This is a genomic window from Henriciella algicola (assembly GCF_003576245.1).
GTDB classification, from domain to species: domain Bacteria; phylum Pseudomonadota; class Alphaproteobacteria; order Caulobacterales; family Hyphomonadaceae; genus Henriciella; species Henriciella algicola.
The window spans coordinates 1-22,746 of record NZ_QWGA01000003.1 but is presented as its reverse complement, the minus strand read 5'-3'; the positions used below and the strand labels follow the sequence as shown (position 1 = coordinate 22,746).

Below are 22,746 nucleotides of genomic sequence, written 5' to 3'. Positions count from 1 at the left end.
TAACGCGTCTTTCGGAAGCATTAACCATCCTCGTGGCAGCCTGTCCGGAAGTCGTCGTCGCCCCTAGCCGCGTGCACTGAGGCTATTTGGCGTTATCATGCGATTTTTCGAATCAGCGCGCGATTGATGCGTGTCCGGAGTATACCCCAATGTCCGATCAGCTGGCTGAAAACAAAGACCGTGATGAACAGCACCAACAGGAAGCCGATCCTGGCGCCAAAGGTGTGAGGGTAGACCTGCTGCAACTGCTCTTCTGGGGCTGCCTTCTGGCGGCTGTTGCTGCTGCAAGTGTTGCCATTGCGTGGCCTGAAGCGGTGGGCGGCATTGGACCGATGCTCCTTATCTCCATGGCGGCTGGCTTTATCGTTTTCCTGCTCTGGATTTTAAAGGGGGCAGGGCGCAAGCTTGGGCTCTTCCCGCAGCGCGGTGCCGCTGCAGATGCTGTTGATGCCGCCGGTCCACGCTTTGGCTGGATCGAGGCGCTGGACGAAGCGGTTCTGGTCGCAGACGCAGGTGGCGCGCCCATTGCGGCGAACGAGCATTACCGCGAGTTGTCGCGTCGTATCCTTTCCAATCTCAAGGATACTGCAGCGCCTGTTTCCTTTGACCGTCTTTTCTCATCCATGCCGGGGCTGGCCGCCCCCGTCTTCCGACTGTCCCGCGCAGCGCGGGCAAGCGAGCCGCTGAGCGAGACGCTTCCGGCGATGACCGTCGGGCCGGAGACAGAGACCGTCCAGTATGAGGCCATGGTGGCGCCGCTGCCGCGTGGCCGCGTGATGTGGCGCCTGCGCGAAGTGAGCGCTGCGCCGCTGAGCGGTGCGACAACTGACGGTCAATCGCTTTATGTCGAAGACGCGCCTGTCGGCTTCTTCGCGGCGCGCCCCGATGGGCGCATCAGCTATGCCAACAAGTGGCTGCGTGACCTGATCGGCCTGCCGGAGACCGCGCGGAATGTGCGCCTTGATGACATCATGCGCCCTGAATTCGTTCGCATGCTGGGGCGCGATCGCAAGAGCAAGATGCCGGCGCAAACGCGCATCATGATCCGGGGCAGGGACGGGGTGGAGCTGCCGATGCAGGCGCTGACATCCTGGTCCGGCAAGGGCGTGAATGCACAGGGCCGTACAGTCCTGATGTCAGCCCAGCTTGCGCCTGCCGAACGCGAGGGCCGCTTCAGCGCTCCCGTGTCCGTGCGGCCGCCGTCGACAGAGCCCAACCCGCTATTCAATGAAGCACCATTTGGTGTTGCGCGTCTCGAAGGGGCGAGCGTTGAGAGCGCGCGCATTCTGGATGCAAACCGCGCCCTTCGCGAACTGAGCGAGGCATCAGAAGCAGGTGGCGCTTTTGCTGATATCTTCCTGAATGAAGCCGACGATGCAGGTGAACAAATTTCATCGAAACTGGCTGAGGCCGTCGACAAGCCCGTCGGTCTGAAGATGCCAGGCGAGCCACCCAGGAATGTAAACGTATTCGTGTCCCTGGATGCAGCAGGGCGCCCGTCCGTTGCCTACATCATCGACATCACTGAGCAGAAGGATCTTGAGATCCGTCTGGCGCAGGGTGAGAAGATGCAGGCTATCGGCCAGCTTGCTGGCGGTGTCGCGCATGATTTCAACAATGTCCTGACCGGTATCATGCTCAACAATGATGAGCTGATGACCCGCCACCCGGTTGGCGACCCGTCCTACGAAAACATCAAGAGCATCTACGAGTTTTCGGTGCGGGCGAAGGACCTTGTTCGCATGCTGCTCGCCTATGCGCGTCAGCAGACCTTCAAGCGCGAGATCGTGAATGCGACGGACTTCCTGACGGAGTTTTCACGCCTGCTGCAGCAGATCCTGGATGAGCGTATCGACTTCAAGACCGTTCACGGGCGCAACCTGCCTTACATCAAGGCGGACATAAACCAGCTTGAAACGGCAATCATCAATCTCGTGACCAATGCGCGTGACGCCATGCTGCTGTCAGGCCGGACGGGCGGTTCGCTGACGATCCGCACGTCTGCAGCCACCGGCGCCGATGCCCATGAAAAGGGCTTCACTTATGTTGATGATGGCGACTATCTGCTTATTGAAGTGGCAGATACCGGGTGCGGTATCCCGACCGATATCCTCAACAAGATCTTCCAGCCCTTCTTCACCACCAAGGATGTTGGCGTCGGTACGGGCCTCGGCCTCGCAACTGTTTACGGCATCATCAAGCAGTCGGAAGGCTATATCTGCCCGATCTCCAAGGTTGGCGAGGGTACGACCTTCCAGATTTACCTGCCTGCGCTGAAGGAAGAGGACATCCCGCAACCTGCAGAGGATGCGCCTGTCGAGGCAGCAGAAGAGCCGCGCCCGATGGATATTTCGGGCCGTGGCCGCATCCTTCTGGTCGAGGACGAGAAGGGCCTGCGCGATATCGCCGTCATGCACCTCATCTCGCGCGGCTATGAGGTAGAGTCGGCGGCCGACGGTGAAGAGGCGCTGGAAATCCTCGAGGATGAGCCAGGTGCATTTGATCTGGTTATCTCCGACGTCGTCATGCCGGGTATGGATGGGCCGACGCTGATCCGTGAGGCGCAGGAATATCTTGGCGAGGCGCGCGTGATCTTCGTGTCGGGCTATGCCGACCCGAACATCGCCAAACAGCTCGACGACCGGGAAATCACCTTCCTCGCAAAACCGTTCAATGTTCGCCAGCTCGCCGAAAAGGTGAAGCAGCAACTGGGCGTGCGTAAGGAGCGTGAGGCGGCCTAGAGCCTAGTCTGCGCGCCAGCGCGCGCAGATCGAAGTTGGCAGCATGCGGCGGGTCTTCTCTTCCGGCAAGGCCATCTCACCCATCTCGATGCGGCCGCCGAACGCTTTCATCCGGTCGCCCAGCGCCTGCGCCAGTGCAATATGCGACAGGCGGACGGCATAGGCGGTGAGGATCACGAAGAGCGGCTTTTTCACCAGAAGGCTCGCCACTCCGTCGAGCAGACCGGGCAGGTCTTCCTCGAAACGCCAAGTCTCATTCTTGGTGCCGCGGCCGAATTTTGGCGGGTCCAGAATGATCGCGTCATACTGATTGCCGCGGCGCTGTTCGCGGGCAACGAACTTCATCGCATCGTCTGCGATCCAGCGGATCGTGCGGTCGTCGAGACCAGAGAGGGACTGGGCGTCCTTGCCGAAGCCGTTCGACTTCGGGCTGGCGTCAAGGTGGACCACTTCCGCGCCGGCCTGCGCGCAGGCAAGCGACATGAGGCCGGTATAGCCAAACAGGTTCAGAACCTTTGCCGGGCGGCCTGCCTTTTTGAGCTGTTCCTGCGCAAAAGCCCAGTGAACCGCGTGTTCCTGAAAGACGCCCATGTGGCGGAAGGGCGTGCGGCGCGCTTCAAAGCGGATGCCGTTCCACTCCATCGGCCATGTGTCGGGCGCTCTCGGATTGAGGCGCCGCCATTCGCCGCGCTCATCATCGCCTGCCTTGGCATCAAACCAGGCATCGGCTTTCCAGCTTCTGACGGGCTGGTTGGGTCGCCAGAAGGCTTGGGGGTCCGGACGGATGACGTTCTGGCTCCCGAAACGCTCCAGCTTCATGCCGTCGCCGCTGTCGAGGAGGGCATAGTCTTCCCAGTTATCAGCGAGGAAAAGCGTCTGTTCGTATTTCATGCAAACCCCCGTTGGCGCCAGGCTTCGTACGTCATGATGGCGGTGGCCTGCGCGAGGTTGAGGCTGTCGGCGCCGCCGCGCATCGGGATGAGGCAGAGCGTATCGCATTTCGCTTCGACCTCATCAGGAAGGCCCGCCTGCTCATTGCCCATCAGGATGATGCTTGGACCTGTCATGTCAGCTTCTGTGTGACGGACCGTTCCGTTCACGCTGGCAGCGAACATTGAGAGGCCTTTGCCAGTACGCCAGGTGTTGAAATCGTCAAAGCTGCTGCGCGCGAATGGGATGTCGAAGATAGAGCCCATGGATGCGCGCACAGCCTCTACGCTGTAAGGGTCGCAGCACTGGCCGATGAGAAGGACGCCAGAGATCCCAGCGCAATCGGCTGTCCGCAGGATCGTGCCTAGATTGCCTGGGTCGCGAACCTCGTAAAGCGCAATCCAGAGCGAGGATTTCGGAACGCTGAGGTCGCCAAGCTTTGGGGCGGCCTGTTTGAACGCGCCGATGACAGCTTGCGGGTTGTCCTTGCGGGCGATCTGCCCGGCGAGACGGTCTGTGACCTGAACGGTGCGTGCGCCGGACTTAGAGGCGCGGGAGACAAGATCGCGGACAAAGGAGCGTTCTGCGCTGGAAGCGGAAACGACGAGGCTGTCGAGTTCCCAGCCAGCGGACAGACCCTGTTCAACAAGGCGCGCGCCCTCAGCGAGGAACAGTCCGGTTTCGGCCCGGCCTTTCTTGCGCTCGAGGCTGCGAAGGCTCTTGATGAGCGGGTTCGATGTGCTCGAAATGATATCAGGAGGCGATGACATGCGCGGCGTGTAGCCTGATGGGCGGTGGAAGACAATTGACGCAGGCGTCAGGGTTCGGTCTGGTAGCAGAATCAAGACAGGAATGCCGACCTGCCTGCAGAGCCAGAGGTTCTGGCGTGCAGGATGATGCGTCATAAGCAAGCTGGCGACGCGTTGAACACCGTTGCGAGCATGGGGAGCCCACGAGATGGCTTTGGTTCATGAGTATGTCTGGTTCATCCTGGCCGGGGCCGTCGTCTTTGGTTTTGTGCTCGCCTGGATCCTGCGTGGCCTGAAGAAATCGCCGGCTGAACAGCGCGCGATTGTAGATCGCGATATCGCGCTGCTTGAGCTGCAGCAGACGAAGGATGAGCTCGACAGCCTGTTTGCGGCGCAGCGAAAGTTTAAGGCGGAAACCAAGGCCGCCGCCGATGCGGGCGCTGATCCGGCCCTGAGGGCGCAGGTCGAAAAGCTACAGGCAGAGCTTGCTGCGGCTAGGGCAGGGCTGGAAGTAGCACCTAAGGCGCAGGCAGAATTGGCCGCGCCGCCAGAGACGCTGAGTGCGCCTGCTCCGGCCGAGAGCGAGGGCTCCGCCGAGCAAAAGGCATCTGCGAAAGCAAGCGCGGACGCCGAGATGCGCAATGCACTGATTGCGCGAAACGAGTATCTCGAGGCTCGCATGCACGACGTTGAGCTGCGCCTGCACCACATGGCGAAAGAGGTCTCTGTGGCGAAGGTGCAAGAGAGCCCCGCGATCAGCAGTTCGAAAGACGCTTGGCTAGCAAATTATCTCGGTCTTCGTGCGGAAGCGCTTCAGGCCAAGCTGCAGGAGACGCTCAACTCATCAGGCAAGAAGCAGGCTCTTGCTAATGTGCAGTCTGCGCCAGAGCTGTCGAAGGAAGATACTGAGGCGCGAGACGAAGAGATGGCGCGTCTTCGCTGGCGCAACCGCTATCTGGAGAGCCGTCTCGCCTATCTCGGACAGCCTTCATCACGTCCCTCTGCACCTGCATCGCCTGCAGCTACTTCAGGCGAGCGCGCCGCTAACCCAGCCTCAAGCCCGTCCCGTCCGGCGCCATCAGCAGCACAGGCGCCAGTACGCCCAGGCCAGCCCGCCTCCGCGCCGCGTCTTGCCGAAACATCGCCTGACCGGCTCGCGGCGCGTGGTCCGCGTTTCACCAGCCCGTTTTCGGCGCTCGCAAACTCCGCCCCTGCAAAGAAGCAGGCGCCCCCAATCGCTGCAGCGTCCAGCCGTCCCACACCGATCAAGCCACCAGCGAAGCAGACCGCTGACGGTCAGGCAGACGACTTGACCCGGATTTCGGGTCTAAGCTCGTCCATAGAGCTCAAGCTCAACGAGATCGGCATCTGGCATTATGCTCAGATCGCAAGCTGGACCGACCAGCACCTTGAGTGGGTGGACCGCAGTTTCGGTCTCGATGGTCAGGCCAAACGGGAAGGCTGGGTCGCTCAGGCCAGCCAGTTGATTGCCGCAGACTAATTTCTGTCCCAGGCAATTGAACGAACCGGTGATTTGCGAGTTTAGCCATTCAGGCTAATAATCGATGCAAATGGGAGACACCGGATGGCAGTGGACAACAAGGCTGAGGCCGTATCGCGCGGGGCGCACAAGCAGGACAAGCTTCACAGAAAGCTATTTGTAGCGCTCGCCGGGTCTCTGACCCTTGCTGCGGCTGCCTGTAGCGTGAACCCTTACACAGGCGAGCAGCAGTTTGCCGCCTATGATGACGCCCAGCTCTCACAGGCATCTGCCCAAGCGTGGCAGCAATTGCAGGCACAGACACCGACGCTCAGCTCAGGCGCTCAGTATAATCGCGTCCAGACCGTCTGGCGGCGCATCGCGGCAGCGTCACCAAAAGCGGGCGAGCAGTGGGATGTGCAGGTGTTTAATTCGGACGAAGTCAACGCCTTCGTCATGCCGGGAAACCGCGTCGGTGTTTATACCGGCCTTCTGAACCTCGTTGAGAATGACGACCAGCTCGCAGCGGTCCTCGGCCATGAGGTCGCGCACGCGATCTATCGCCATGCAAACCAGCGCGCGACCCGCGCGGCAGCGGCCTCCACAGCGGTGCAGATCGGTGCAGCAGCTGTCGGTAGCAGCGGACTTGGCGTCGATCCGAACCAGGTGAATGCGCTTGGCAGTGTCGCCGCGAACCTTGGTGTCGTTCTGCCCTATAGCCGCAACGCCGAGCTTGAGGCTGATCTCGCGGGTGTCGATTACATGGTCCGGGCCGGATATGACCCGCGCGCAGCTATCCGCCTTTGGGAAGTGATGCAACAGGCCAACAACCAACGCACAGCTGATTTCCTGTCGACCCACCCGAACCCGGATGTCCGCCAGCAGCGTATCCGCGATTACATTCAGCAGAAGGGCTACTAGGCCTTTATGTAAGGACGCAGAGCTGACCCGGCGGGCTTGACCTGCCGGGTCTTTTCGTGTGTACCGCGCGCTTCGCTCAGCAATGGGCGGAATACCTGTGGGAGGTGCCGGTGGTTAAGACCATCACCGGGCTCATGACCACGGGGCCTCAAACCAGGCGGCCGGATCGAAAGACCACCGGTCACTTTACAAGCCAGAGAGGATGACATGGCTAAGAAATTGCTGGGGCAGCTCAAGCTCCAGATCCCGGCCGGTTCGGCCAACCCGTCTCCACCCGTTGGTCCAGCGCTCGGTCAGCGCGGCATCAACATCATGGAGTTCTGCAAGGCCTTTAACGCGAAGACGGAGAGCATGGAAAAGGGCCTGCCGATCCCAGTCGTGATCGACTACTATCAGGACAAGTCCTTTACCTTCACCACGAAGACGCCGCCTGCGAGCGTTCTTCTGAAAAAGGCTGCAGGCCTGAAGATCGGCAAGCCGAACTCAGGTGCAAAGCAGCCGGGCAAAGACGTCGCCGGTAAGGTGACGATCGCCCAGTGCCGCGAGATCGCCGAAGCCAAGATGGTCGATCTCAATGCAACGGACCTCGACGCCGCAACAGAGATCATCAAAGGCTCTGCGCGCTCGATGGGCCTGAACGTGGTGGAATAAGAACATGGCTAAGCACGGAAAAAGATATCGCGCCGCTCACGGCACTGTCGACATCGAGAAAGTGTATGGCGTTTCTGAAGCCATCTCGCTAGTGAAATCCAACGCAACCTCCAAGTTCGACGAGACCATCGAAGTCGCCGTCAATCTGGGCGTTGACCCGAAATATGCTGACCAGATGGTTCGCGGCATGGTCTCCATGCCTGCCGGTACCGGTAAGGACGTCCGCGTCGCTGTGTTCGCACGCGATGCCAAGGCAGAAGAAGCCCAGAAGGCTGGCGCTGACTTCGTCGGTGCCGAAGACCTCATGGAGCAGATCCAGGGCGGCATGATGGACTTCGACCGCGTCATCGCGACGCCAGACATGATGGCTGTTGTCGGCCGTCTCGGTAAGGTGCTCGGCCCACGCGGCCTGATGCCAAACCCAAAAGTCGGCACGGTCACGCCAAACGTTGCGAAGGCTGTTGCCGACGCAAAGGGCGGCTCTGTCGAGTTCCGCGTCGAGAAGCAGGGCATCATTCATGCCGGCATCGGCAAGGCCAGCTTCTCCGAGGCTGACCTTGAGAAGAACTTCAAGGCATTCGTCGACGCGCTGGTCAAGGCACGTCCGTCGGGCGCCAAGGGTACCTATGTCCGGAAGATCGCTCTTTCCTCGACCATGGGCCCAGGTGTCAGCGTTGATACCGCCGAGGCAATTGCTGTCGGCTAAGGCCTGGCACTATGCCAAATCAGACAAGCGCCCGGGCTTTGCGGCCCGGGCGTTTTTCGTTGCCGGGTGCGCCGCAGTTTGATCTCATACGGGTTACTTGACCGGTCTGAGATTTTGTGCGGGCGAGGGGTTGCGGCAAAAATGTTTACACGTTAACAGACCCCTCTTGACGGGAGGCCACCGACCTAAATCGGGGGGCTCCCGTTTTCCTGTCCAAGACCATGGGTCGTGCCCTTTGGGCTCAGAAATCCCATGATAGACGGGGTGAGGCGAGTATTAGAGGCTGTCGGAATTCGCGTTTCGGCCAGTCTGGTATCGCCAGGCCCTGGGCAGGCGCTGGACGCGGAGTGATCCGTTGAAGGCGAATTCCCGGGCGCCCGGATGGGCCGGACGCCTTAACTGGAGAACCGTAATGGATAAAGCTGGAAAGCAGGCGGCGCTCGCGGAACTCGAAGAAGTTTTCGAGAATTCCGGTGCAGTTGTCGTCACGCATTATACCGGTTTGAGCGTTGCGGAACTGACGAAGCTGCGTACCACGCTCAGAGAGCAGGGTGGGCGGCTTAAAGTGGTCAAGAACCGGATTGCCAAGATTGCCCTCAAGGGCAAGGGCGGCGATGCGGCTCAGGGCCTCTTCACTGGCCAGGTGGCAATTGCCTATGCAGAAGACCCGACGGTCCCTGCAAAAGCGACTGCCGATTTTGCCAAAGACAATGATAAGCTGAAACTCGTCGGAGGCGTCATGGGCGCCGAAGTGATGGACGGTGCGGGTGTTGAAGCCCTCGCCAAGATGCCATCGCGCGAAGAGATGATTGCAACCATTGTTGCCCGCCTGACAGGTCAGGCCAGCCAGATCATCCAGCGCGTCAATGCGCCGGGCCAAGGTCTTGCTGGAGCGATCAAGGTCATCGGCGAGCAGGCAGCGGCATAGCGTCAGCTAGACAACGCGAAACCAGAACACCTCTTATTTTTGAACAAGAAAGTCGATCAGACAAATGGCAGATATTGCAAAACTTGGTGACGAACTTCTCGGCCTCACCATCCTCGAAGCAAAAGAGCTCAACGACTATCTCGAAGAGCGCGGCATCAAAGCAGCGGCAGCTGTTGCTATGGCCGGTCCAGCAGCTGGCGGCGGCGACGCAGCAGCAGCTGAAGAGAAATCCGAATTCGACGTTATCCTGACCGATGGCGGCGACAAGAAAATCAACGTCATTAAGGTCGTGCGCGAAGTCGTGTCCGGTCTTGGCCTGAAAGAAGCCAAGGAGCTCGTCGAAGGCGCTCCGAAGCCGATCAAGGAAGGCGTTTCCAAGGACGAAGCAGAAGAACTCAAGAAGAAGTTCGAAGAAGCTGGTGCCAAGGTTGAAATCAAGTAAGCCGGTTCCGGCTTACAATTAAGGGGTGGTGTCTGCGCGAGGCATCATCTCTGTAGAGTAAATAGCGCGGCGGAGCCCTTTATGGGTTCCGCCGCGTGCTCGCGTTTCAGGTGGCAAGCCGCCGCCGGATCTGCATGCTGCAGGACGGAGTGGCCGGCAAGAAACGGAACTAAAGATGGCTCTTTCTTTCACGGAAAAAAAACGTATCCGCAAATCCTTCGGTCGTATTCCCGAAGCCATCGACATGCCAAACCTCATCGAAGTGCAGCGCTCCTCCTACGAGCAGTTCCTGCAGATGCATACCGCTCTTGCTGAGCGCACCGATGACGGCCTTGGTGGTGTCTTTAAAAGCGTTTTCCCAATCATCGACTTCAATGAGCGCGCGACGCTTGAATACGTTTCATACGAATTCGAGCCGCCGAAGTTCGACATGCAGGAGTGCATGCAGCGCGACATGACCTACGCAGCGCCGCTGAAAGTGCGGCTGCAGCTGGTCGTCTTCGATATCGACGAAGATACGGGCGCGAAGTCCATCAAAGAGGTCAAGGAACAGGAAGTCTATCTCGGCGACATTCCGCTGATGACGGACAAGGGTACGTTCATCGTGAACGGCACCGAGCGCGTGATCGTCTCGCAGATGCACCGTTCGCCTGGCGTGTTCTTCGACCACGACCGCGGCAAGACCCACTCGTCGGGCAAGCTGCTCTTCGCGGCCCGCATCATTCCTTACCGTGGCTCCTGGCTCGATTTCGAGTTCGACGCCAAGGACATTCTCAACATCCGTATCGACCGCAAGCGCAAGCTTCCGGCGACCACGATGCTGTATGCGCTCGGTTATGACACTGACGAGATCATCGATCTCTTCTACACCCGCTCTGTCTTCCGCCTCGACAAGAAGGGCTGGATCGCGGGCTACCGTCCAGAAAGCTGGAAGGGCCAGAAGCCAGACTATGACCTCGTCGACGCAAAGACCGGCAAGGTCGTCGCGCCAGCAGGCCGTAAGATCACCGCGCTCGCTGCAAAGCGTATTGCTGAAGGCGGCACGGATGAGCTTCTCGTTCCGTCGACGGCGCTTGAGGGCAAGTTCCTCGGCCGCGATATCGTCAACCGTGAAACCGGTGAGATCTTTGGTGAGGCCGGCGACGTCCTGACCGAGGAGCTCGTCGCAGAGCTTCGCGAGCTTGGCCAGAAGTCGGTTGAGATTCTCAACATTGACGGCGCTGACCGTGGCCCATGGCTGCGCAACACGCTGAAGGCTGACAAGAACGAGACGCGCTTCGAAGCGCTGTCCGACATCTACCGCGTCATGCGCCCTGGTGAGCCACCGACCCAGGAAGCAGCCGACGCGCTGTTCAACCAGCTCTTCTTCGATGGCGAGCGCTATGACCTCTCCGCGGTTGGCCGCGTGAAGATGAATATGCGCCTCAACATGGCTCTCGATGATTACGAGCTTGCTGAAGACAGCATGCGCACCCTGCGCAAGGAAGACATTGTCGGCGTCATGAAGGTCATCCTCGACCTGAAGGACGGCAAGGGCGAAGTCGACGACATCGACAACCTCGGCAACCGCCGTGTCCGTTCGGTCGGCGAGCTGATGGAAAACAACTACCGCATCGGTCTCGTCCGTATGGAGCGCGCCATCAAGGAGCGTATGTCCTCGGTCGATATCGACACGGTCATGCCGCACGACCTGATCAATGCGAAGCCGGTTGTCGCTTCGGTGCGTGAATTCTTCGGCTCCTCGCAGCTGTCGCAGTTCATGGACCAGACCAACCCGCTGTCGGAAATCACCCACAAGCGTCGTCTTTCGGCACTTGGCCCAGGCGGTCTCACCCGTGAGCGCGCAGGCTTCGAAGTCCGCGACGTTCACCCGACCCACTATGGCCGTATCTGCCCGATTGAGACGCCGGAAGGCCCGAACATCGGTCTGATCAACTCGCTCGCGACCCATGCACGCGTGAACAAGTACGGCTTCATCGAAAGCCCGTACCGCAAGGTCGAGAATGGCAAGCTGACCAGCGAAGTCGTGTACCTCTCCGCCATGGAGGAGCACCGCTTCGCGATCGCGCAGGCCAATGCGACCGTCAATGACAAGGGTGAACTCGACAATGAGTTCGTCAACGCCCGCGTCAACGGCGAAGCGACGCTCGTCCCGCGCGAGGAAGTGGAGTATATGGACGTGTCGCCGAAACAGGTTGTTTCGGTTGCTGCGGCCCTCATCCCGTTCCTTGAAAACGACGACGCCAACCGCGCTCTCATGGGCTCGAACATGCAGCGTCAGGCTGTGCCGCTCGTCAAATCAGAAGCCCCGTTTGTCGGTACCGGCATGGAGTCCGTTGTTGCCCGCGACAGCCGCGCAGCTGTTGTGGCGCGCCGCGCCGGTGTGATCGAGCAGGTGGACGGTACGCGTATCGTTGTGCGCGCGACGGAAGACATCGACTCGGCGAAGTCCGGCGTTGATATCTATCGCCTCGCAAAGTTCCGCCGTTCGAACCAGAACTCCTGTATCAACCAGCGCCCGATTGTGCGCGTGGGTGACGAAGTCCGTTCCGGCGACATCATTGCAGACGGCCCGTCCACCGATCTTGGTGAGCTGGCACTCGGCCGCAACGTGCTCGTCGCGTTCATGCCGTGGAATGGCTACAACTTCGAGGACTCCATCCTGATCTCCGAGCGGATCGTGAAAGACGACGTCTTCACCTCGATCCACCTGGAAGAGTATGAGATCGCGGCTCGCGACACCAAGCTCGGCCCGGAAGAGATCACGCGCGACATTCCGAACGTCGGCGAGGAAGCCCTGCGTAACCTCGACGAAGCCGGTATCGTTGCTGTTGGCGCTGAAGTGAAAGCTGGCGACATTCTCGTCGGCAAGGTCACGCCGAAGGGCGAAAGCCCGATGACGCCGGAAGAAAAGCTTCTGCGCGCTATCTTCGGTGAGAAGGCGTCTGACGTTCGCGACACCTCCCTGCGCGTGCCTCCGGGCGGCTCGGGTACGGTCGTTGAGGTCCGTGTCTTCAATCGTCACGGCATCGACAAGGATCAGCGCGCGCTCCAGATCGAGCGTGAGCAGATCGAACAACTGCAGGAAGATAAAGAAGACGAGCAGAACATCCTGGAGCGCAACACCTATGCGCGCCTGCGTGAACTGCTCGTTGGAAGCGAAGCTGCTGCAGGCCCGAAAGGCTTCAAGACGGGCAAGATCACCAGTGAGGCACTTGACGAACTTCGCGAGAGCCAGTGGTGGGAAATCGCCCTGAAGTCTGAAAAGGCCCAAGGCGAGCTTGATTTTCTGCAGAGCCGCTTCAACGACTCCCTGCGTGAGCTCGAAGCCCGCTTCAACGACAAGGTCGACAAGGTCCAGTCGGGCGACGACCTGCCTCCAGGCGTGATGAAGGTCGTCAAAGTCTTCCTCGCTGTGAAGCGCAAGCTGCAGCCGGGCGACAAGATGGCTGGCCGTCACGGCAACAAGGGTGTGATCTCGAAGATCAACCCGGCCGAAGACATGCCATTCACTGAAGACGGTACGCCTGTCGATATCGTTCTCAACCCGCTCGGCGTGCCGTCGCGGATGAACGTCGGGCAGATCCTGGAAACCCATATGGGCTGGGCCTCGAATGGTCTTGGCCGTCTGGTCCAGAATGCGCTCGATGAGTGGAACGAGAACAAGGACAATAAGGCTCTGCGCGAGACGGTCCAGCACGTGTACGGCAAGGAGCAGGAACTGCCCGAGTCCGATACCGAGATCGTCGAGCTGGCCTCGAACCTCAGCAATGGTGTTCCGATCGCAACGCCAGTGTTCGACGGCGCTCGTGAAGCTGACATCGTCGAAATGCTGGAGCGGGCAGGGCTGGATGCGTCCGGTCAGGTGACCCTGTTCGACGGTCGCACCGGCGAAGCGTTCAAGCGCAAGGTCACGGTTGGCTACAAGTATCTTCTGAAGCTTCACCACCTGGTGGACGAGAAGATCCACGCCCGCTCGACCGGCCCATACTCGCTCGTTACCCAGCAGCCGCTGGGCGGCAAGGCGCAGTTCGGTGGTCAGCGCTTCGGCGAGATGGAGGTCTGGGCCCTGGAAGCGTATGGCGCCGCCTACACGCTGCAGGAAATGCTCACCGTCAAGTCCGATGACACGGCAGGTCGTGCCAAGGTGTACGAAGCCATCGTCCGCGGTGATGATACGTTCGAAGCCGGTATCCCGGAATCGTTCAACGTTCTCATCAAGGAAATGCGCTCGCTTGGCCTCAATGTCGAACTGATCGAAGCCAATGAGGATGATGATGACTCACCGGTGGCGGCCGAATAGGCCGCCACGTGGTAATCGTGTCGAATAGAGACTAGGTTTTTCTAAAGGCCAGACATCAGGTCTGGCCGCCCCCTCCCGAGGAGCGGAATTAAATGCGCCAAGACGTCACAAACCCCTTCAATAACGCCAACGCCCCAGCCCCGAGCTTTGAGGCGATCAAGATCTCTATCGCCAGCCCGGAAAAGATCCGGTCCTGGTCGTCCGGTGAGATTAAGAAGCCGGAAACCATCAACTACCGGACCTTCAAGCCAGAGCGCGAAGGCCTGTTCTGTGCCCGCATCTTCGGTCCAATAAAGGACTATGAGTGCCTTTGCGGCAAGTATAAGCGCATCAAGTATCGCGGGATCGTCTGTGAGAAGTGCGGCGTCGAAGTTACCCTCGCCAAGGTTCGCCGTGAGCGCATGGGCCACATCGAGCTAGCTGCGCCTGTCGCGCACATCTGGTTCCTGAAATCGCTTCCATCGCGCATTTCCACGCTGCTGGACATGGCTCTGAAGGACGTTGAGCGCGTTCTCTACTTCGAGAGCTATGTGGTCATCGAGCCGGGCCTCACCCCGCTTGAGCCGAACCAGCTGCTCACCGAAGAAGAGTATATGGACGCTCAGGACGAGCACGGTGAAGACGCCTTCACGGCGATGATCGGTGCCGAAGCTGTTCGCGAGCTCCTGCGCGCGCTTGATCTTGAGTCGCTCGCAGACCAGCTGCGTGAAGACCTCGCAGAATCCACCAGCGAACTGAAGACGAAGAAATTCTCCAAGCGTCTCAAGGTCGTGGAGGCGTTCCTTGCATCCGGTGCGAAGCCGGAATGGATGATTATGACGATCGTTCCGGTGATCCCGCCGGATCTTCGTCCGCTCGTTCCGCTGGACGGTGGCCGCTTTGCGACCTCTGACCTGAACGACCTTTATCGCCGTGTGATCAACCGGAACAACCGCCTGAAGCGCCTCATGGAGCTTCGCGCGCCGGACATCATCATCCGTAACGAAAAGCGGATGCTGCAGGAGTCTGTCGACGCCCTGTTCGACAATGGCCGCCGCGGCCGCGTCATCACGGGCACCAACAAGCGCCCGCTGAAGTCGCTCTCCGACATGCTGAAAGGCAAGCACGGCCGTTTCCGTCAGAACCTGCTCGGCAAGCGCGTCGACTATTCTGGTCGTTCGGTCATCGTGGTTGGCCCGAACATGAAGCTGCATGAGTGCGGCCTGCCGAAGAAGATGGCGCTCGAGCTGTTCAAGCCGTTCATCTATGCGCGTCTCGATGCGAAGGGGCTCGCCGGCACCGTCAAGGCTGCCAAGAAGCTCGTCGAGAAAGAAAAGCCGGAAGTCTGGGATATCCTCGAAGAGGTCATTCGTGAGCACCCGGTCCTGCTGAACCGCGCACCGACGCTGCACCGTCTCGGCATTCAGGCGTTCGAGCCAAAGCTGATCGAAGGCAAGGCCATCCAGCTTCACCCGCTGGTCTGTGCGGCCTTCAACGCTGACTTCGACGGCGACCAGATGGCTGTTCACGTTCCGCTCTCGCTGGAAGCCCAGCTGGAAGCGCGCGTGCTGATGATGTCGACGAACAACATCCTGTCGCCAGCCAACGGCAAGCCAATCATCGTTCCGTCGCAGGACATCATTCTTGGCCTCTACTACCTGTCGCTCGACAAGGACGAAGAGCCAGGCTCGTACAAGACCGACAAGGAAGGGCGTCCGCTTCAGGGCATCTATTCCGACATGGCGGAAATCGAGCATGCCCTGCACGCAGGCAAGCTGTCGCTGCACGCCAAGATCAAGGCGCGCTTCGAAGGCGTTGATGAAGAGGGCAATGAAGAAGTCCGCATCATCGACACCACGCCGGGCCGCTACATGATTGCGTCCCTGCTGCCGAAGATGAAAGGCATGCGCGCCGAGCTGGTCAACGACCTTATGACCAAGAAGGCGATCTCCAAACTGATCGATGAGGTCTATCGGAACTGCGGTCAGAAGGCGACGGTCATCTTCTGCGACCAGGTGATGGCACTCGGCTTCCGTGAGGCCTGCAAGGCGGGCATTTCGTTCGGTAAGGACGACATGAAGATTCCGGCAGCCAAGGCCAAGCTGGTCGAAGATACCCGCGCGCAAGTGTCGGAGTATGAGCGCCAGTACGCAGAAGGCCTCATCACCCGCGGTGAGAAGTACAACAAGGTGGTCGACGCCTGGTCGACCTGTACCGACAAAGTCGCTGACGCGATGATGGACGCCGCAGGCGAAGCTGAAATCAACGCCGAAACCGGCCGACAGGAAGAGACCAACTCGGTCTTCATGATGGCCCACTCCGGTGCACGTGGTTCGAAGAACCAGATGAAGCAGCTGGCTGGTATGCGCGGCCTGATGGCCAAGCCATCGGGTGAGATCATCGAGACGCCGATTGTGTCGAACTTCAAGGAAGGCCTGACCGTTCTTGAATACTTCAACTCGACCCACGGCGCCCGTAAGGGTCTTGCTGATACGGCTCTGAAAACCGCGAACTCCGGTTACCTTACCCGTCGTCTCGTCGACGTGGCGCAGGACTGTATCGTCAATGAAGATGATTGCGGCACCGACAAGGGCATCATGCTTGCCCCGGTCATGGAAGGCGCAGACGTCACCGTTTCGATCTCTGAGCGTATCCTCGGCCGGACAACCGGTTGGGACGTCAATGATCCGAAGACGGGCGAGCTTATCTGCCCGGCCAACACCTATGTCGATGAAGCGCTTGCCGCGACCATCGAGGCGGCTGGTGTCGATGAGATCAAGGTGCGTTCGCCGCTGACCTGCGAAACGAAGACTGGTGTCTGTGTGGCGTGTTACGGCCGCGATCTTGCACGTGGTACGATCGTCAACCGTGGTGAAGCGATCGGTGTTATCGCAGCACAGTCGATCGGTGAGCCGGGTACCCAGCTGACCATGCGTACCTTCCACATCGGCGGCGCTGCCTCCGTCGCGGAAGAAAGCTCGGTTGAAGCTTCGTTTGAAGGCACGATCTGCTTCGAGGAAGCCGACACGGTTACCCGTTCGGACAAGACGCTCGTTGTGGTTGGCCGCCAGATGTCGGTGTCGATCATCGACAGCGATGGCCGTACCCGCCAGACCTTCAAGCCTGGCTACGGTACGCGCGTCTACACCAAGGACGGTGCGAAGGTGAAACCAGGCGACAAGCTCGCTGACTGGGATCCGTTCGCACAGCCGCTGATCTCCGAGATCTCGGGCGTCGCCAAGCTCGTTGACGTCGTCGACGGCATGTCGGCCCGTGAAGAGACTGACGAAGCAACCGGCATCTCGTCGCGCGTTATCGTCGACTATCGCGGCAGCAAGGGTAATGAGCTTCGTCCATCGGTCCTGATCACGGATGCGAATGGTGAAGCCAAGACGCTGCCAAACGGCACCGAAGCCCGCTATCTGCTTTCGCCAGGCGCGATCCTGTCGGTCAATGATGGCGACGAAGTCGGCTCAGGTGACAGCCTTGCACGTACTTCGACGGGTGGTGCAAAGACCAAGGACATCACCGGTGGTCTGCCGCGTGTGGCCGAGCTGTTCGAAGCACGTCGTCCGAAGGACAATGCGGTTATCGCCGATATTGACGGCCGTGTGTCGTACCTTCGCGACTACAAGAACAAGCGCAAGATCGGCATCATTCCGGAAGAAGAGGGCGTCGAGCCTGTTGAGTACCTCGTTCCAAAGAACAAGCGTATCTCCTTCCAGGACGGTGACTTCATCCGCCGCGGTGAATACCTCGTCGACGGTAACCCTGCGCCGCAGGATATCCTCGGCTCGCTCGGTATCGCGGCGCTGGCTGACTACCTCGTCGACGAAGTCCAGAAGGTCTATCGTCTGCAAGGCGTGCCGATCAACGACAAGCACATCGAGGTGATCGTTCGCCAGATGCTGCAGAAGATCGAGATCACCGATCCGGGTACGACGACGCTCCTTAAGGGCGAACATGTCGACCTGCTCGAGCTGGAAGAAGCAAACGCGTCGGTTCGCCGGTCGCGCAAGCAGGACCAGCGCGAGGCATCGGGTGTTCCGGTTCTCCTCGGTATCACCAAGGCGTCGCTGCAGACCCGCAGCTTCATCTCCGCAGCATCCTTCCAGGAAACGACGCGCGTGCTGACCGAAGCTGCCCTGCAGGGCAAGGTCGATACGCTCGAAGGCCTGAAAGAGAACGTCATTGTCGGCCGCCTGATTCCGGCTGGTACGGGCGGCGGCATGCGCAACTTCCGTCGCATAGCCGGTCAGCGCGACCAGAAGCTCAAGGCGAAGCGCCGCGAAGCAGCTGAACAGGCCGCAGCGGCCCTGCCGGCACCAGACGCTGCAGAGTAGTTGCAGCTGAAACCGACCCTATCGCAGCGCGTCCCGTCCCAAACACTTGACGGGACGCCTGCAGGGTCTTAACACGCGCCGAACGCTGGCTGAGGCGGTAGGTTTTATTGCCTCCAGCGGCCCGTAAGGGCGCTGTCAGGTCGGCATAGTACGGAATTGATTGTCCGGTGGGCCAAGTAATGGCCCAGCCGGGCTATCTTGGTTTGGACTGGTCCGATGGGGCCAAGTTAGAAAGTAATCAAAAAGGCCCTCATGCCCACGATTCAGCAACTGATCCGCAATCCGCGCAAGCCAAAGCCTGCGCGTTCGAAGACACCGGCCCTCAAGGGCAACCCACAGCGTCGCGGCGTTTGCACGCGCGTGTACACGACCACGCCGAAGAAGCCGAACTCGGCACTTCGTAAGGTCGCCAAGGTCCGTCTGACCACGGGTTTTGAATCGCTTTGCTACATTCCAGGTGAAGGCCACAACCTTCAGGAGCACTCTGTTGTCCTGATCCGCGGCGGCCGCGTGAAAGACCTTCCGGGTGTGCGTTATCACATCCTCCGCGGTGTCCTCGATACGCAGGGCGTCAAGAACCGTAAGCAACGCCGCTCGCATTACGGCGTCAAGAAACCGAAATAAGGGTCATAGAGCATGTCACGTCGTCACCGCGCCGAAAAACGCCAGGTTCTTCCTGATCCGAAGTTCAAGGACATCGTTATCTCGAAGTTCATGAACCAGATCATGCAGGACGGTAAGAAATCCACCGCCGAGCGCATCGTTTACGGTGCCTTCGATCTGGTTGAGTCGAAAGCGAAGAAGGACCCTGTCGAGGTGTTCCACTCTGCGCTTGAAGCTATCTCGCCAGCTGTCGAAGTGCGTTCGCGCCGCGTTGGCGGTGCGACCTATCAGGTCCCGGTCGAAGTTCGTCCGGAGCGCCGTCAGGCTCTCGCGATTCGCTGGCTCGCCTCTGCTGCCAGCTCGCGCAACGAAAACACCATGCGTGAGCGCCTTGCAGGTGAACTGCTCGACGCATCGCAAGGACGCGGCACGGCTGTGAAGAAGCGGGAAGATACCCACCGCATGGCCGAAGCTAACCGCGCCTTCTCCCACTACCGCTGGTAACACGTTCGACACGTTCCTCCCGGAACTAGACAAAAAGGTAATCCCATGGCCCGCGAATACTCGTTGGAGCGCTATCGCAACTTTGGCATCATGGCCCACATTGATGCCGGTAAGACGACGACGACCGAGCGCATCCTTTTCTATACCGGCCGTTCGCACAAGATCGGCGAAGTCCACGACGGCGCGGCCACGATGGACTGGATGGAGCAGGAGCAGGAGCGCGGCATCACGATTGCGTCTGCTGCGACCACGACCTTCTGGTTCCGTACCGAAGACGGCAAGAACCCGACCGGCATCTACGGCGACACCCCGGACGAGGCGAAATTCCGCTTCAACATCATCGACACGCCAGGCCACGTTGACTTCACCATCGAAGTCGAGCGCTCGCTGGCCGTGCTTGACGGCGCTGTCTGCGTTCTCGACGCAAACGCCGGTGTCGAGCCACAGACCGAAACTGTCTGGCGTCAGGCTGACCGCTACAAGGTTCCGCGCATCGTGTTCGTCAACAAGATGGACAAGACCGGCGCAGACTTCTTCAACTGCGTTCACATGATCAAGGACCGCACCGGTGCACAGCCGGCTCCGATCCAGTTCCCGATTGGTGCAGAAAACGAGCTCGAGGGCATCGTTGACCTGATCACCATGCAGGAATGGGTCTGGGAAGGCGAAGACCTTGGTGCGTCATGGGTCGTCCGCGACATCCGCGACAGCCTGAAGGCAAAAGCTGAAGAGATGCGCGCCGAGCTGGTTGAGCTTGCTGTCGAGCAAGACGAAGCTGCTATGGAAGCCTATCTCGAAGGCACCGAGCCGACCGAGTCCGAGCTTCGCGTCCTTATCCGCAAGGGCACGCTGTCCATGGCATTCGTGCCTGTGCTCGCCGGTTCTGCGTTCAAGAACAAAGGCGTCCAGCCAATGCTGAACGCTGTCATCGACTATCTTCCAGGTCCGCTCGACGTGCCAGCCTATATGGGCTTCAAGCCGGGTGACGAAGAGGAAGTTCGTAACATTGCGCGTCATGCAGACGACAATGAGCCGTTCTCCGGTCTTGCATTCAAGATCATGAACGACCCGTTCGTTGGCTCGCTGACCTTCGTGCGTATCTATTCCGGTCAGCTCTCCAAGGGCGGTGCGGTTCTGAACTCCACGAAGGGCAGACAAGAGCGCGTCGGTCGTATGATGATGATGCACTCGAACAACCGTGAAGAGATTGAAGAAGCATATGCTGGCGACATCATCGCGCTGGCAGGTCTCAAGGAAACCACGACGGGCGATACGCTTTGCGACAAGTCCGACCCGGTTGTCCTCGAAACCATGACCTTCCCGGATCCGGTTATCGAGATTGCGGTTGAGCCGAAGTCGAAGGCCGACCAGGAGAAGATGTCGATCGGCCTGCAGCGTCTTGCTGCCGAAGATCCGTCTTTCCGCGTCGAGACCGACATCGAGTCCGGTCAGACCATCATGAAGGGCATGGGCGAGCTTCACCTCGACATCCTGGTTGATCGTCTGAAGCGCGAGTTCAAGGTTGAAGCAAACATCGGTCAGCCGCAGGTGGCTTACCGTGAAGCGCTCGGCCGTCCGACCGAAATCAACTACACGCACAAGAAGCAGTCTGGCGGTTCCGGTCAGTTCGCTGAAGTCAAGATCCAGTTCGAGCCACTCGAAGCAGGTTCAGGCTTCGTGTTCGAGAGCGCGATCGTTGGTGGTTCGGTGCCGAAGGAATACATCCCGGGCGTCGAGAAGGGTCTCAACCAGGCCAAGGAAAACGGTCTTCTGGCCGGCTATCCTGTCACCGACTTCAAGGCTGTTCTCGTCGACGGTAAGTTCCACGACGTGGACTCCTCGGTCCTCGCCTTCGAAATCGCTTCGCGCGCTGCTTTCCGTGAGCTTCGCACCAAGGCTGATCCGAAGCTGATGGAGCCGATGATGAAGGTCGAGGTCGTGACGCCTGAAGACTATATGGGCGACATCATTGGCGACCTGAACTCCCGCCGCGGTCAGATTCAGGGATCCAACCCACGCGGTAACGTGGTCGCGATCAATGCATTCGTGCCGCTGGTGAACATGTTCGGTTATGTCGGCAACCTTCGCGGTATGTCACAGGGCCGTGCCCAGTTCACCATGGTGTTCGATCACTATGCCGAAGTCCCAAAGGCCGAGGCCCAGAAGATCGTCCAGGATCTGGCGGGCTAGGAATAGATCCGGATACCGGCCTGGCGGTTCATGCCCGGAATTTTGGCTGAAGACTAAGTTTGAAGTGAAGGAGAGGCCCGATGGCCAAAGAGAAGTTTGCGCGGAACAAGCCGCACGTAAACATCGGCACGATCGGCCATGTTGACCATGGCAAGACGACGCTGACGGCAGCGATCACGATGACGCTTGCAGAAGTTTATGGCGGCGCAGCGAAGTCCTATGCGGACATCGACAACGCCCCTGAAGAAAAAGCACGCGGCATCACCATCAACACCGCGCACGTCGAGTATGAGACGGACGAGCGTCACTATGCTCACGTCGACTGCCCGGGCCACGCTGACTATGTGAAGAACATGATCACGGGCGCCGCTCAGATGGACGGCGCGATTCTGGTTGTGAACGCAGCTGACGGCCCGATGCCGCAGACCCGCGAGCACATCCTGCTTGCACGTCAGGTCGGCGTTCCTGCGCTGGTCGTGTTCCTCAACAAGGTTGACCAGGTCGACGACGAAGAGCTCCTCGAGCTCGTCGAGATGGAAGTCCGTGAGCTTCTGTCGTCCTACGACTTCCCGGGCGACGACATTCCGATCGTTTCCGGTTCTGCACTCGCAGCTGTCGAAGGCCGCGACGAGAATATCGGCAAGGAGAAGATCCTTGAGCTGATGAAAGCTGTCGACGAGTACATCCCGACCCCGGACCGTCCACTGGACAAGCCGTTCCTGATGCCGGTCGAGGACGTGTTCTCGATCTCTGGCCGTGGTACGGTTGTGACCGGCCGCGTCGAGACGGGCATCATCAAGGTTGGTGAAGAAGTCGAGATCGTCGGTATCCGCGACACGCAGAAGACGACCGTTACGGGCGTTGAGATGTTCCGCAAGCTGCTCGACCAGGGCCAGGCTGGCGACAATATCGGCGCACTGATCCGCGGTATCGACCGTGAGGGCGTTGAGCGTGGCCAGGTTCTCTGTAAGCCAGGTTCGATCACCCCGCACACGACGTTCGAGGCAGAAGCCTACATCCTGACCAAGGAAGAGGGTGGCCGTCACACGCCATTCTTCACCAACTACCGTCCACAGTTCTACTTCCGTACGACGGATGTGACGGGTGTTGTGAAGCTTCCAGCGGACAAGGAAATGGTCCTGCCGGGCGATAATGTGAAAATGGAAGTCGAGCTCATCGCTCCGATCGCCATGGACCAGGGTCTTCGCTTCGCAATCCGCGAAGGCGGCCGCACCGTCGGTGCAGGCGTCGTCTCAAGCGTTAGCAAGTAAGACCT

Annotated in this window: 15 protein-coding genes; 13 read left to right on the top strand and 2 right to left on the bottom strand. The window is 59.7% G+C overall.

The window, feature by feature from the left end:
- Positions 1–149: 149 nt before the first annotated feature.
- Complete coding sequence (locus D1222_RS00645) at positions 150–2,741, top strand: ATP-binding protein (RefSeq protein ID WP_119452319.1); 2,592 nt, start codon at positions 150–152, stop codon at positions 2,739–2,741.
- 3 nt (positions 2,742–2,744) lie between these two features.
- On the opposite strand, the gene D1222_RS00640 is transcribed toward D1222_RS00645, so the two are convergent.
- Together D1222_RS00640 and D1222_RS00635 are read right to left on the bottom strand one after the other, a co-directional pair.
- Positions 2,745–3,632, bottom strand: coding sequence for a class I SAM-dependent methyltransferase (locus tag D1222_RS00640; RefSeq protein WP_119452318.1), 888 nt, complete (start codon positions 3,630–3,632; stop codon positions 2,745–2,747).
- Positions 3,629–4,441, bottom strand: a complete 813-nt coding sequence (locus tag D1222_RS00635) for a TrmH family RNA methyltransferase (protein WP_119453665.1) — start codon at positions 4,439–4,441, stop codon at positions 3,629–3,631. The genes D1222_RS00640 and D1222_RS00635 overlap by 4 nt, the downstream gene beginning before the upstream one ends.
- 187 nt (positions 4,442–4,628) lie before the next feature.
- On the opposite strand from D1222_RS00635, the gene D1222_RS00630 reads away from it, so the two are divergent.
- From D1222_RS00630 to tuf, 12 genes are all read left to right on the top strand, one after another.
- Positions 4,629–5,921 (top strand): hypothetical protein, encoded by a 1,293-nt coding sequence (locus tag D1222_RS00630; protein ID WP_119452317.1) that lies wholly within the window; start codon positions 4,629–4,631, stop codon positions 5,919–5,921.
- An 84-nt stretch (positions 5,922–6,005) separates the two neighbouring features.
- On the top strand, positions 6,006–6,821 hold the full coding sequence (locus D1222_RS00625) for a M48 family metallopeptidase (protein ID WP_119452316.1): 816 nt from the start codon (positions 6,006–6,008) through the stop codon (positions 6,819–6,821).
- A 207-nt stretch (positions 6,822–7,028) separates the two neighbouring features.
- Positions 7,029–7,472, top strand: a complete 444-nt coding sequence (gene rplK, locus D1222_RS00620; RefSeq protein WP_119452315.1) for a 50S ribosomal protein L11 — start codon at positions 7,029–7,031, stop codon at positions 7,470–7,472.
- Positions 7,473–7,476: 4 nt separating this feature from the next.
- Entirely contained in the window at positions 7,477–8,178 is a 702-nt protein-coding gene (rplA, locus tag D1222_RS00615; protein WP_119452314.1) for a 50S ribosomal protein L1, read from the top strand.
- A 412-nt stretch (positions 8,179–8,590) separates the two neighbouring features.
- A complete protein-coding gene (rplJ, locus tag D1222_RS00610) occupies positions 8,591–9,106 on the top strand; it encodes a 50S ribosomal protein L10 (protein WP_119452313.1) in 516 nt (171 codons plus the stop codon).
- Between the two features lie 64 nt (positions 9,107–9,170).
- Positions 9,171–9,548, top strand: coding sequence for a 50S ribosomal protein L7/L12 (gene rplL / locus D1222_RS00605; RefSeq protein WP_119452312.1), 378 nt, complete (start codon positions 9,171–9,173; stop codon positions 9,546–9,548).
- 175 nt (positions 9,549–9,723) lie between these two features.
- Entirely contained in the window at positions 9,724–13,851 is a 4,128-nt protein-coding gene (gene rpoB / locus D1222_RS00600; protein ID WP_119452311.1) for a DNA-directed RNA polymerase subunit beta, read from the top strand.
- A 92-nt stretch (positions 13,852–13,943) separates the two neighbouring features.
- Positions 13,944–18,173, top strand: coding sequence for a DNA-directed RNA polymerase subunit beta' (gene rpoC, locus D1222_RS00595; protein ID WP_119452310.1), 4,230 nt, complete (start codon positions 13,944–13,946; stop codon positions 18,171–18,173).
- Positions 18,174–18,425: 252 nt separating this feature from the next.
- Positions 18,426–18,797, top strand: coding sequence for a 30S ribosomal protein S12 (gene rpsL, locus D1222_RS00590; RefSeq protein WP_018146782.1), 372 nt, complete (start codon positions 18,426–18,428; stop codon positions 18,795–18,797).
- Between the two features lie 12 nt (positions 18,798–18,809).
- Positions 18,810–19,280, top strand: a complete 471-nt coding sequence (rpsG, locus tag D1222_RS00585; RefSeq protein ID WP_119452309.1) for a 30S ribosomal protein S7 — start codon at positions 18,810–18,812, stop codon at positions 19,278–19,280.
- A gap of 45 nt (positions 19,281–19,325) precedes the next feature.
- A complete protein-coding gene (fusA, locus tag D1222_RS00580) occupies positions 19,326–21,470 on the top strand; it encodes an elongation factor G (protein ID WP_119452308.1) in 2,145 nt (714 codons plus the stop codon).
- 80 nt (positions 21,471–21,550) lie between these two features.
- Positions 21,551–22,741 (top strand): elongation factor Tu, encoded by a 1,191-nt coding sequence (gene tuf / locus D1222_RS00575; protein WP_119452236.1) that lies wholly within the window; start codon positions 21,551–21,553, stop codon positions 22,739–22,741.
- The last annotated feature ends 5 nt before the right edge of the window (positions 22,742–22,746 follow it).

Excerpts from the sequence above, each read along its gene's own strand:
- D1222_RS00645 (WP_119452319.1), top strand. The coding sequence starts at position 150 with ATGTCCGATCAGCTGGCTGAAAACAAAGACCGTGATGAACAGCACCAA.
- D1222_RS00640 (WP_119452318.1), bottom strand. The coding sequence starts at position 3,632 with ATGAAATACGAACAGACGCTTTTCCTCGCTGATAACTGGGAAGACTAT.
- D1222_RS00635 (WP_119453665.1), bottom strand. The coding sequence starts at position 4,441 with ATGTCATCGCCTCCTGATATCATTTCGAGCACATCGAACCCGCTCATC.
- D1222_RS00630 (WP_119452317.1), top strand. The coding sequence starts at position 4,629 with ATGGCTTTGGTTCATGAGTATGTCTGGTTCATCCTGGCCGGGGCCGTC.
- D1222_RS00625 (WP_119452316.1), top strand. The coding sequence starts at position 6,006 with ATGGCAGTGGACAACAAGGCTGAGGCCGTATCGCGCGGGGCGCACAAG.
- rplK (WP_119452315.1), top strand. The coding sequence starts at position 7,029 with ATGGCTAAGAAATTGCTGGGGCAGCTCAAGCTCCAGATCCCGGCCGGT.
- rplA (WP_119452314.1), top strand. The coding sequence starts at position 7,477 with ATGGCTAAGCACGGAAAAAGATATCGCGCCGCTCACGGCACTGTCGAC.
- rplJ (WP_119452313.1), top strand. The coding sequence starts at position 8,591 with ATGGATAAAGCTGGAAAGCAGGCGGCGCTCGCGGAACTCGAAGAAGTT.
- rplL (WP_119452312.1), top strand. The coding sequence starts at position 9,171 with ATGGCAGATATTGCAAAACTTGGTGACGAACTTCTCGGCCTCACCATC.
- rpoB (WP_119452311.1), top strand. The coding sequence starts at position 9,724 with ATGGCTCTTTCTTTCACGGAAAAAAAACGTATCCGCAAATCCTTCGGT.
- rpoC (WP_119452310.1), top strand. The coding sequence starts at position 13,944 with ATGCGCCAAGACGTCACAAACCCCTTCAATAACGCCAACGCCCCAGCC.
- rpsL (WP_018146782.1), top strand. The coding sequence starts at position 18,426 with ATGCCCACGATTCAGCAACTGATCCGCAATCCGCGCAAGCCAAAGCCT.
- rpsG (WP_119452309.1), top strand. The coding sequence starts at position 18,810 with ATGTCACGTCGTCACCGCGCCGAAAAACGCCAGGTTCTTCCTGATCCG.
- fusA (WP_119452308.1), top strand. The coding sequence starts at position 19,326 with ATGGCCCGCGAATACTCGTTGGAGCGCTATCGCAACTTTGGCATCATG.
- tuf (WP_119452236.1), top strand. The coding sequence starts at position 21,551 with ATGGCCAAAGAGAAGTTTGCGCGGAACAAGCCGCACGTAAACATCGGC.